We start from the raw sequence: 11,905 nt of genomic DNA, 5'->3' as shown, positions 1-11,905 counted from the left end.
GACGGGTGAGCTCGTACGGCGGATCGGGCGCGTGAACCCGGTCGATGCTGCATCTGTGGCGGCTCCCGGGACCAGGCAACCGACCGGCAATCGCTGTTGCTGGTCGAGCTGCCGCCTGACCGCCGGAGTTACCGGCGCCCTGCCTGGCGCACCCCGCGCACCGGACCGATGCTGACCACCAGGGCCTGTCCGGCGGATCGGGCCGACCGCACGTGACGGGCCCCCTCACCGGCCCCGCGCGACGTCGGTCTGATCCGCCGGACAGGCCTTACCCGCTTCCCATGAACTCCCCGAGAGGACGAGGACGTTGGCAATCCCGGACCGGGGCCTGCTCGACTGGCTGGACGAGGCGTCCGCCGAGCGTGGCCTGTACTACGCGAACCGCGACGGCGACTGGGACTTCTGGTCCTACGGCGATCTGCGCTCCCTGGTGCTCAGGACGGCGAGCGCCCTGCGCGCGCACGGTGTTGGGCCGGGGGACGCGGTGGCCCTGGTGCAGCGCTCCAGCCCGGGTTTCGTCGCCGGGTTCTTCGGCGCGCTCGCGGCCGGCGCGACCCCCTGCTCCATCGCCCCGCCCTTCGCCTTCCAGCGGGCCGACGAGTACGCCACGCACGCCGCCCACCTGCTGGCCACCGTCCGCCCCCGGGCCGTCGTCTGCGACGACGAGTCGCTGGAGCGGATCCGCAAGATCTCCGCCGACGCGGGCCTCGGTGAACCGGTCGTCTTCGACGAACTCGTCGCCGGGGCCGAGCCGCTCGCCGCGCCGCTGCCGCTCCCCGAGACCGCGCTGATCCAGTTCACCTCGGGGTCGAGCGGCTTCTCCCGCGGAGTGCGGATCTCCAACGAGGCCCTGGCCACCAACATCTCCGGGATGGGCGCCTGGCTCGGCTGCGCACCGGAGTACCCGGCGGCGAGCTGGCTGCCCGTCCACCACGACATGGGGCTCGTCGGCTTCCTGCTGAACGTCGTCGTCACCGGCTTCGACGGGTTCATGTTCCAGCCCGACGATTTCATCCGCTCGCCGCTGAACTACCTGCGCTGCCTCAGCGACCGGCGCATCGTGATGACGGCCATGCCCAACTTCGGCCTGTCGTACATCCTTCGCCGGGTGCGGCCCGCCGATCTCGACGGGCTCAGCTTCGACGCGATGCGGGCCGTCATCATCGGCGCGGAGCGCGTCGACCCGCGGGTGCTGGACGACTTCCACGCGCTGCTCGGGCCGCACGGCCTCGACCGCGGCGCGCTGGTCCCGGCGTACGGCAGCGCGGAGGCCACCCTCGCGGTGACCGGGCTGCCGCCCGGGGAGGGCTGGACCACGGGCCGGCCGGACGCCGGGCACGCGGCGTCCCTGGCGGGCACCGAGGTGGTCGGCTGCGGCCGTCCGCTGGCGGGCCGGACGGTGACGGTCGTGGATGAGGACGGCGAGGCGCTGCCGGACGGTCAGGTCGGCGAGATCATCGTCAAGGGGGTGTCCCTGACGAGCGGGTACGTCGGTGACGCGGGCTCCGCCTCCGGGACGAGCATCGGGGAGAGCGGGCTGCACACCGGTGACGCCGGATTCCTGCGCGAGGGGCAGCTGTTCGTGATCGGCAGGCTGGGTGACGGTCTGAAGGTGAGCGGCAAGATGGTCTTCGCCGAGAGCCTGGAGACCCTGCTGCACCAGCGGGGCATCCCCGAGCGCCGGGTCGCCGTCCTGCTCGGCGTCCGCGACGGCACGCCGACCGGCGTGGCCCTGTTCGCCGGGGGCCGGCCGGAGTGGCGGGGCATCGCCCACGAGGTCCTCGCCGAGTGGCTCGGGGACGCCGAGCTGCTCTCCATCGAGGTCCCCCGCGGCGGCATCGCGGTCACCTCCAGCGGAAAGCCGCGGCGCCGTGTCCTGTGGCAGGAGATGTGCGCGGGCTCGTTCCCCGCGGAGCCGCGTCCGCTCACGGCGGACTGAAGGCCGTACGGCAACGGCCCGGCGTCTCTGGGACGCCGGGCCGTTTCTGTGCCTCGGGGGTTCAGCGGGCCGCCGGTGTTCAGCGGGTCGACACCATGGTCTCGGGGCGCACCAGGTTCTCGGCGAGCAGCAGCTCCTTCACCCGCTCGGTCAGCAGGCCCAGTTGCCGCAGTACGTGCACGACCTGCTGGAAGAGCAGCTGCCGGTAGGTGGCCATCATCGGGTTGGTGCGGGCGAAGCGCAGGCCCTTGTCCACGTCCAGCTCCATGCGCTCCCAGACCTCGCGGAGCATGAACCGGGTCGACATCAGCCGGATGGACTCCATCAGGAAGTCCTCGCGCTCCTTCAGCTCGGCCGACATCGCGTCCTGGTACATGCCGGTCAGCATGGTGACACCGAAGGCGATGTGCCGGGCCTCGTCGGCCGCGACCATCTTGGTGATCTGCCGGATCAGCGGGTCGCCGAAGCCGCTGCTCGCCAGCCGCAGCCCGGTGATCGCAAGGCCCTCCATCACCACCTGCATGCCGAGGTAGACGATGTCCCACCGCGACTCCGACAGCACGTCGTGCAGCAGGGTGCCGAGGCCGGGGTTGACCGGGTAGACGGTGCCCAGCTTCTCGTCCATGTACTTCGCGAACGCCTCGACGTGCCGGGCCTCGTCGGCCACCTGGGAAGCGGCGTAGGTCTTGGCGTCCATGTCGGGCACGGTCTCCACCAGCCGGGCCGTGGTCACCAGCGCGCCCTGCTCACCGTGCAGGAACTGGCTGCACATCCACGCCTGGTACTCCCAGCGGAACTGGGTGAGCAGCTCGCGCGGCACCGGACTGCCCTCGCCGACGACGAAGCCGGCCAGCCGCGCGCCGTTCTCCTCCGTCAGCTCCGCACCGAAGCGGACGTCGTGGTCCCAGTCGATGTCGGTCGTGGCGTTCCACTGCGACGCCTTGTTCTTCTCGTACAGGCTCCACACCCGGCTGTCACGCTTGCCGTAGTCCCAGTTCAGGCAGGCGGTGGTGAGTGATTCCACCTGCATCAGGTCCGCCTTCGCGGCGTCCAGTGTGAAGAAGGTCGGGTCGGCTGCCTCGTCGGGAACGGCGGTCATCGGAACTGCGATCTCCTCGGGCAACGGGCACAGGGCGGGAAGGTCGGGGCCGATCCTCGCCGTGTTCTCCCGCCGCGCTCCAGGCATACGCCGGGCAACTGGGCGGCAGCACGATTGCCGGTCGCCATGCCTGGTCCGCGGTGCGGTGTGCGGCCACGCTGGGCGGCGCCGGCCGGGCGTGCCCGTTGGCGAACGAATCCGAACGAAGAACCGAGAGGGGAGGGGCGGAATGCGAACCGATGCCGCCGCACGACCCCATTCCTCCGCGCAGACCTCGACGCGCGGCCAGGACAGTCCCTGGATCGTCGGCCGGGTGACCCCGCCCAGCGCCCGCCTGCGCCTGATCTGCCTGCCACAAGCGGGCGGCAGCGCGGGCTCGTTCGCCCCGTGGCGGCTGGCCCCGCCGTCCGACGTCGAACTCGCGACGGTGGAACTGCCCGGTCGTGGAGTGCGCAGCGCGGAACCGCTGCCGGACACCCTCGAAGCCCTGGCCGACGCCGTGCTCGACGGCGTCGCGGCCGAACTCCGGACCCCGTACGCGGTCTTCGGCCACAGCTTCGGCGCGCTGCTCGCCCACCGGATCACCGTGCGGGCCGGCGAGCGCGGACTGCCCTCGCCGCGGGCCCTGTTCGTCTCCGCGTCCCGGGCACCGCACATCCCGGTGCCGGCCCGCATCGCCGACCGGGACGACGAGGGTCTGCTGCGCTGGCTGGCGGGGTTCGGCGGGTTCCCGCCGGAACTGCGGGCGTACCCCGCCTACTTGAGCTACGCCCTGCGCACCGTCCGCCGGGACCTCGCCCTGACGGAGCGGTATCTGACGGACGGACCGGTGCCGGTCGACTGCCCCGTGCACATCCTCGGCGGCAGCGACGACCCGCTGGTGAGCGCGGACCAGCTGGCCCACTGGCGTGCCTGCGCCCCGGCCGGACACAGCCTCCGGCAGCTGCCGGGCGGCCATGACTATCTCTTCACCGGCGCCCCGGCCGTGCTCGACGTCATCACGGCGGCGCTGCGCTGACGGCCGCCGGTGCCACGGACCGCGGAGCCCCTCGACCGGGCGCCCACACCTGGGAGTTGTGAAGGTTGAACGATCTGACCGGCATCACCGTGATCGAGGCGGACGGCGAGGACCTGGGGTCCTTCACGCACCGGCACGCCAAGACCGTCGACGAGGAACTCGCGCGCACCGGCGCCGTCCTGGTCCGGGATGCGGCCGCCGACGGTGCCGACACCTTCCGGCGGGCCCTGGACGGGCTGGGGTTCGCACCCCTGGACTACACCGAGCGGTCCACGCCGCGCAGCGAGGTCGGCGACGGGGTCTTCACCTCCACCGAGTACCCGGCCCGCGAGGCGATCCCCCAGCACTGCGAGTCGTCGTACGCGGGCGCGTGGCCGGGCCGGGTGGGCTTCTTCTGCGCCACCCCGCCCCTGACCGGCGGAGCCACCCCGATCGCGGACGTGGCGCGGGTGCTGTCGGACATCCCGGCCGAGGTGGTCCGGGCCGTGGAGAGCCGGGGGCTGCGCTATGTGCGCAACTACGGCAGCGGCGTCGGCCTCGACTGGCGCGAGGCCTTCCAGACCGACAGCCGCGAGGAGGTGGACCGGTTCTGCGCGGCGGGCGGTCTGGAGTGGACGTGGGTCGAGGACGACGGACTGCGTACGGTCCGCCGGGCACCCGCGCTCGTGGCGCACCCGCGCACCGGGCAGCAGATCTGGTTCAACCACCTGCTGCTGTTCCACCAGTCGTCCCTGCCGGGCAGCCTGCGTACCGACCTGGTGGCCCTGTTCGGGGCGGACGGGCTGCCCAACGACGTGCTCTTCGGCGACGGGGAGCCGATCCCGGACGACATGGTCGCCGCGGTCCGCTCCGCGTTCGGACGCCGTGCGCAGCGCTTCGACTGGGCGCTGAACGATCTGCTGGTCATCGACAACATGCGCTGGTCGCACGGCCGCGAGGCGTTCACCGGCGACCGCCGCATCCTGGTCTCCATGTCGGACCTGATCACCCGCGCCGACCTGCCGGAGCCGGTCGCGCCGAGCGCGTGACCGCCCCCCACCGGTAACCGCTCCCGACCGGTAGCCCTCCCGTCCCACCGTCCCGCCGCTCGCTGCCGCGCGCGCCGACCGTCCCCGGGGAAACCTGACCGTGAACGAAGTGACACCGTCGCCCATCGAGTCCGTGCTGCCTCTCACGCCGCTTCAGGAGGGCATGCTCTTCCACGCGCTGTACGACTCCGAGGCGGTGGACGTCTACACCATCCAGGCACCGCTCGAACTGGTCGGCGAGGTCTCGGCCGACGCGCTGCGCGCGGCCTGTACGGCCGTTCTCGCGCGGCACGCCGTGCTGCGGGCGGGCTTCCGGCAGCGCGCCGAGGGGCAGGCCGTGCAGCTGATCAAGCGCACGGTGCGCACCCCGTGGACGGAACTCGATCTCTCCGCCGACCCCGAGCAGGTCCAGCGCGAGAAGCTGCGGTCCTTCCTGGAGGAGGAGCGGGTCCGGCGCTTCGACATGGCGGACCCGCCGCTGATGCGGTTCGCGCTGGTCCGCCTGGCCGAGGACCAGCACGCGTTCGTCCTGACGTACCACCACATCCTGCTGGACGGCTGGTCGTTGCCGCTCGTCCTCACGGACCTGTTCACGCTGTACCACCACGAGATCACCGGCACCGCCCAGGACCTCCCGCCCGCCACACCCTTCGCGAGCTTCCTGCACTGGCTGGCCCGCCAGGACCGCCCGGCCGCCGAACAGGCCTGGCGCACCGCCCTCGACGGCCTCGTGGAACCGACGCTGGTCGCTCCCGGCGCGCCCGCGGCGGACACCGGCGCGATGCCCGGCCTGACGCACGTCACGCTCTCCGAGTCCGCCACCGCGGCCTTGTCGGCGACCGCCCGCGAGCACGGGCTCACCCTCAACACCGTGGTCCAGGGCGTCTGGGCGCTGCTGCTGTCCGTGCTGACCGGACGGGACGACGTGGTGTTCGGCCAGACCGTGCACGGCCGTCCGCCCAAGCTGCCGGGCGCCGACTCGGTCGTGGGCCTGCTCATGAACGCCGTCCCGGTCCGGGTCAGGATCGACCCCGCGGAGTCCCTCGCCGCACTGTTCGCCCGGCTCCAGGAGGAGCAACTCGCGCTGGCCGACCACCAGTTCCTCGGCCTGACCGAGGTGCGGCGACTGTCCGGTCTCGACACCCTCTTCGACACCTCCACCGGCTTCGGCAACGCACCCCTCGACTGGAACGACATCCAGGACGGCGTGCCCGGCCTGCGGATCGCCCCGCTGACGGACTCGGGCGACGCGGCCGGTCAGCAGGAGGTCACCGGCGCCACGCACTACCCCCTCAGCGTCGTCGCCGAACCCGGCCCCCGCCTGGGCCTCCAGCTCAGCTACCGCACAGACGTGTTCGACGACGACCGCATGGAACTCGTCCGCTCCCGGCTGCTGTTGCTGCTCGACTCCTTCACCCGCACCCCCGCGACCCCCGTCGCACAACTCCCCCTGCTGACCGGCGAGGAGCACGACCGGCTGCTGGGCGAGTGGGGACGCGGCCATCAGGTCGAGTCGCCTGCCCGGACCCTGGTGGAGCGGTTCGAGGAGCAGGTACGCCGTACGCCCGACGCACCGGCCGTCGCCGACCCGGACCGCACCCTCGACTACCGAGCCCTGGACGAGGCCGCCAACCGGCTGGCCCGGCTGCTGCTGAAGCGGGGGGTACGGCCGGGCGACCTGGTGGCGGTGGCCCTGCCCCGCTCCACGGACCTGATCGTGTCCCTGCTGGGCGTCCTCAAGACGGGCGCGGGCTATCTGCCGGTCGACCCCGGATACCCCGCGCAGCGCATCGCGTTCCTGCTCGACGACGCCGCGCCGTCCGCCGTCGTATGCGCCGACGCAAGCCTCCCGGCATTCGCCGGACACCCCTTGGTGATCCCGGTCAGCGACCCGGCCATTACGGCCGAACTCGCAGCGCTGCCAGGGCAGTCACCCACCGACACCGAGCGCGGCGCCCCCGTCCGCCCCGCAGATCTCGCCTACGTCATCCACACCTCCGGCTCGACCGGCCGGCCCAAGGGCGTCGCGGTGGAGCACCGTACGGTCGACCACTACCTCGCCTTCGCGCGCGCCGCCTATCCCGGGCTCGCCGAGCAGGCACTGGTGCACTCGCCGCCGTCGTTCGACCTCACGGTCACCGGCATCTTCGGCCCGCTGACCGCGGGCGGACTCGTCCGCGTCGTGGACCTGGAGGACTTCGACGCCCCGGCCGGGGCCACGGACCGCCCGCCGGCCTTCGTCAAGGCCACGCCCAGCCACCTGCCCGTGCTCACGACAGCTGACAGGTGGTACTCACCCACCGGCGAACTCGTCCTGGGCGGCGAGCAGTTGACCGGCGAGGCGCTGGCCGCCTGGCGCGCCCGACACCCGGACGTGACGGTGGTGAACGAGTACGGCCCCACCGAGGCGACCGTCGGCTGCATGGAGTACCGGCTCGAACCCTCGGACCCCCTGCCCCGGGGCGCGGTGCCGATCGGCCACCCCGTCCCCGGCGCCCGGCTCTACGTCCTCGACCGCTGCCTGCGCCCGGTGCCCGCGGGCGTCCCCGGCGAGCTGTACATCGGCGGTGACAACCTCGCCCGCGGCTACCTCGGACGCCGAGGCCTCACCGCGGCACGCTTCGTCGCCGATCCGTTCGGCGCACCCGGGGCCCGGATGTACCGCACCGGCGACCTGGCGAAGTGGCGCTCCGACGGCGTGATGGTCTACCTGGGACGCACCGACGACCAGGTCAAGGTCCGCGGCTACCGGATCGAGCTGGGCGAGGTCGAGGCCGTCGTCGGCACCGACCCGGCCGTCGCCCGGACCGCCGTGGCGGTACGCGAGGACCGGCTCGGGGCGCCCCGCCTCGTCGCCTACGTCGTCGCGGAACCCGGCCGCGAGCCCGAACTGACCTCCCTCGCCGACCGGATCGCACCTCAACTCCCCGCCTACATGGCCCCGTCGGCGTACATACCGCTGCCGGACCTCCCCCTCACCCCCAACGGCAAGGTCGACCGGGACGCCCTGCCCTCGCCGGAAGCCGCGGCGACCGCGGCAGCGGCCTCGGCGGAGCAGACGGCCACCGCCCCGGGGGTGGTGGAGACGCTGGCCGGGCTGTTCGGGCAGGTACTGGGCCGCGACGCGGTGGGCGTGGGAGACGACTTCTTCACCCTGGGCGGCGACTCCATCACCGTCATCCAATTCGTCGCCCGAGCACGCGAAGCAGGCGTACGCCTCACACCGAAACAGGTCTTCGCACACCGCACACCCGAGGCACTCGACACCTTCCTACGCCAGAACAGCCAAGCGGCCCCGGCGAAGAAGCCGGAGCCCGAGACCCCAGGGGTGGCGGAAACGCTGGCCGGGCTGTTCGGGCAAGTACTGGGCCGCGACACCGTAGGCGTGAAGGACGACTTCTTCACCCTGGGCGGCGACTCCATCACCGTCATCCAATTCGTCGCCCGAGCACGCGAAGCAGGCGTACGCCTCACACCAAAGCAGGTCTTCGCACACCGCACACCCGAGGCACTCGACACCTTCCTACGCCAGAACAGCCAACCGGCCCCCGAGAAGAAGACCGAGCCCGCCGCCCAGGACTCCGCCGTCATCCCCGCCACACCGATCATGCACCGGCTGCGCGAGTACGGCGGCACGATCGACGCCTTCCACCAGTCGACCCTCATCCGGGTACCGGCCGGCCTCGGCACCGAGCGACTGACCAGGGCCGTAGGGGCCGTCATGGACCGGCACCAGTCGCTGCGCGCACGCCTTGAGAAAGACGGGTCTCTCGTCGTCACCCCGTCCGGTGCCGCGCACGACCACCTCCGCCGGGTCCCCCTCGCCGGTCTGTCCGACGACAAGGCCCGGCTGCGGATCGCCGAGTGCGCCCGGCAGGACGCCGACGCGCTGGCCCCGCGCGAGGGCACGATGCTGCGCGTCACCTGGTTCGACCGCGGCGAGGACCGCCCGGGCCGACTGCTCGTCACCGTCCACCACTTGGCGGTGGACGCGGTCTCCTGGCACATCCTTCTGACCGACCTGTACACCGCTTGGCAGGAAGCCGCAGCCACCACGGCCCCGAGCCTGGACCCGGTCCCGGTGTCCCTGCGGGACTGGGCCGGGGAGCTGCACACCGCCGCGACCGCGCCCGCCACCCTGGACGAACTCCCCTTCTGGCGCCAGGTTCTGGACGCGAAGGGCATCGACCTCACCGAGGGCCGCCTCTCCCCGTCCCACGACATCCACGCAACCGCCGACGAGCTGCGCCTCACCTTCCCCGAGGACCTGACCGAGCCCCTGCTCACCACGGTGCCGGCCGCCTACGGCGCCACGACCCACGAGGTGCTGTTCACCGCCCTCGCCCTGGCCGTCGCCACCTGGCGGCGCGCCGAGTCGGGCGGCCGTACCGGCGTGCTGGTCGACGTGGAGGGACACGGCCGCGAACCGGTCGGTGCGGACGTCGACCTGTCGGGCACCGTCGGCTGGCTCACCTCGTTGTACCCGGTCCGGATCGACGCGGGCATCGGCGACTGGACGCCGGGCGTCGATCCCGGCGCCGAGCGGCTCGGCGAGGCGGTGCGCGGGGTCGCGGACGCGGTGCGGCAAATCCCCCGGCGCGGTATCGGGTACGGCCTGCTGCGCCACCTCAACCCCGGTACGGCGGTGCAGCTCTCGTCGGCCGCTGAGCCGCAGCTCTGCTTCAACTACCTCGGCCGCAACGAGGGTTCGGGCGACGCGGACTGGGCGGTGGCGCCCGAGTCGGACATCCTGCCGAGCGGCGCGGATCCGCGCATGCCGATGTCGCACGTCGTCGAGCTGAACGCGGTGGTCGACGGCGGCTCGACCGGCCCGCGGCTGGTTGCCCACTGGCTGTGGGCGCGCCGTCTGCTGTCCCACCAGGACATGGAGGAGCTGGCCGGTCTCTGGTTCGAGGCCCTGCGCGCACTGGTGGCCCACGGGACGGGGACGCCGGGGCAGTCCTCCCCGAGGCAGCGCCCCGACGACCGGGAAGAGGCCCGGCTCGCCGCCCAGGTGCAGATGCCCGTGGCCTCGCTCCTCCCCCTGACTCCGGTGCAGGAAGGGCTGTACTTCCACGCCCGTTACGACAGGCGGGGCCCTGACGTCTACACCGTGCAGATCGCCCTGGAGACGCGGGGCCCGCTGGACGTCCAGCGTCTCCGGGGTGCCTGCGACGCCCTGCTGCGGCGGCACCCGATGCTCCGCGCGGCCTTCCTCCAGCGGTCGTCGGGAGAGCCGGTCCAGGTGATCCCGGAACAGGTCCGGATGCCTTGGCACACCCACGACCTGGCCGGCCTCGACGCACCGGAGCAGAACGCACGCCTGGAAGAACTGCTCGACGCCGACCGGCGCCACCGCTTCGAGGTGAGCCGACCGCCGTTGATGCGCTGCACCGTGGTGGCCCTGGAGCCGGAGCGCCACAAGGTGGTGCTGACCATGCACCACTTGATCGTGGACGGCTGGACCACGTCGCTGATGCTGCGCGACCTGCTGGCGCTCTACGACACCGGCAACGACGACTCCGTTCTGCCGACCCCCGGCCACTATCCCGACTACCTGCGCTGGCTGGCCGGTCAGGACCGGGACGAGGCGCGCGCCGCCTGGCGAGGTGCGCTGACCGGCCTGCGGGAGCCCACGCTGGTCTGCCCCGACCAGGACACCGCACGCATCCGCACCCTGCCCGAACGCATCACGGTCGAGCTGACCGAGCAGGAGACCACGAAGCTGGTCGAGGCGGCGCGGCACCAGGGCGTCACCCTGAACACCCTCGTCCAGGTGGCCTGGGCCCTGTGCCTCCACCGTACGACCGGCCGCCGGGACCTGGTCTTCGGAGCGACGGTCTCGGGCCGGGCCGTCGATCTGCCGGACGTCGCCGAGACGGTGGGCGTGTTCATCAACACCGTGCCCGTACGGGTCCGGCTGTCCCCGACGGAGCCGCTGGCCGAGCTGATCGCCCGGCTCCAGGAGGAACAGGCCGACCTTCTCCCGTACCACCACCAGCCGCTGACGGACATTCAGCGATCCGCGGGCCTCGGCACGTTGTTCGACACCTGTGTGGTGTTCGAGAACTTCCCGACCGCCGAGGCCATGGCGAGCCCCGACGACGGCCTGAGCCTGGTGGACTTCGCCGGACACGACGCCTACCACTACCCGCTGAAGCTGATGGTTGCCCCCGGCACGCGCCTGTCCCTCGAACTCGGCCACCGTGCCGACCTGTTGGACCCGGAGACGGGGGCGCGGACGGCGGCGTACCTGCGGGACCTGCTGACCGAGCTGCCCGAGGCTCTGTCCGACCGGACCGAACGGTTCCTGGCCGACGCACCGGAGCGACGGCTGTGCGACCTGATCGCGGAGGTCCTGGGCCGGGGGTCCGTCGCGGCGGACACCGACATCTTCACCCTCGGCTGCGACTCGCTCACGGCGCTGCGCCTGGCGGGCCGTATCGAGGCGGAGTTCGGCCGGAGCGTCGATGTGGCGACCGTCTTCGAGCGCCGTACCGCGCGCGCCCTGGCAGAAGCGATCACAGCAGCAGAGATCACGGCAACAGAGATCACGGCAACAGAGATCACGGCGACAGAAGAGGGAACCCAGCCATGACCAACCCCTTCGACAACGAGAACGGCACCTTCCACGTGCTCGTCAACGCGGAACGCCAGCACTGCCTGTGGCCCGCCTTCGCCCAGGTACCGCCGGGCTGGGAGGTCGTGGTGGCCGACGCCGACCGGCAGAGCTGCCTCGACCACATCGAGAAGAACTGGACCGACATGCGCCCCGCGAGCCTCGCCGACGCGGACGCGGCCTGACCCCCCAACCGATCCAT

Annotated in this window: 6 protein-coding genes; 5 read left to right on the top strand and 1 reads right to left on the bottom strand. The window is 72.3% G+C overall.

Annotated features, from left to right (window positions below; translation table 11 throughout):
• The first annotated feature begins 307 nt into the window (after nucleotides 1-307).
• On the top strand, nucleotides 308-1,939 hold the full coding sequence (locus BN159_RS29930; protein WP_015660759.1) for an AMP-binding protein: 1,632 nt from the start codon (nucleotides 308-310) through the stop codon (nucleotides 1,937-1,939).
• Between the two features lie 79 nt (nucleotides 1,940-2,018).
• On the opposite strand, the gene BN159_RS29925 is transcribed toward BN159_RS29930, so the two are convergent.
• Nucleotides 2,019-3,038, bottom strand: coding sequence for a diiron oxygenase (locus BN159_RS29925; RefSeq protein WP_015660758.1), 1,020 nt, complete (start codon nucleotides 3,036-3,038; stop codon nucleotides 2,019-2,021).
• A 229-nt stretch (nucleotides 3,039-3,267) separates the two neighbouring features.
• On the opposite strand from BN159_RS29925, the gene BN159_RS29920 reads away from it, so the two are divergent.
• From BN159_RS29920 to BN159_RS29905, 4 genes are all read left to right on the top strand, one after another.
• Nucleotides 3,268-4,056 (top strand): thioesterase II family protein, encoded by a 789-nt coding sequence (locus BN159_RS29920; RefSeq protein WP_015660757.1) that lies wholly within the window; start codon nucleotides 3,268-3,270, stop codon nucleotides 4,054-4,056.
• 65 nt (nucleotides 4,057-4,121) lie between these two features.
• Nucleotides 4,122-5,084, top strand: a complete 963-nt coding sequence (locus tag BN159_RS29915; RefSeq protein ID WP_015660756.1) for a TauD/TfdA family dioxygenase — start codon at nucleotides 4,122-4,124, stop codon at nucleotides 5,082-5,084.
• A gap of 100 nt (nucleotides 5,085-5,184) precedes the next feature.
• Nucleotides 5,185-11,682 (top strand): non-ribosomal peptide synthetase, encoded by a 6,498-nt coding sequence (locus BN159_RS42990; protein WP_015660755.1) that lies wholly within the window; start codon nucleotides 5,185-5,187, stop codon nucleotides 11,680-11,682.
• Nucleotides 11,679-11,888 carry an MbtH family protein gene (locus BN159_RS29905; RefSeq protein WP_015660754.1) on the top strand — a complete coding sequence of 70 codons (210 nt, stop codon included), beginning with the start codon at nucleotides 11,679-11,681 and terminating at the stop codon, nucleotides 11,886-11,888. Before BN159_RS42990 ends, BN159_RS29905 begins: the two co-directional genes overlap by 4 nt.
• Nucleotides 11,889-11,905: the final 17 nt, after the last annotated feature.

This window comes from Streptomyces davaonensis JCM 4913 (genome assembly GCF_000349325.1).
In the GTDB taxonomy this organism is placed as follows: Bacteria; Actinomycetota; Actinomycetes; order Streptomycetales; family Streptomycetaceae; genus Streptomyces; species Streptomyces davaonensis.
Note: the sequence above shows the minus strand (reverse complement) of the source record. Positions and strands in the feature narration are given on the sequence as shown.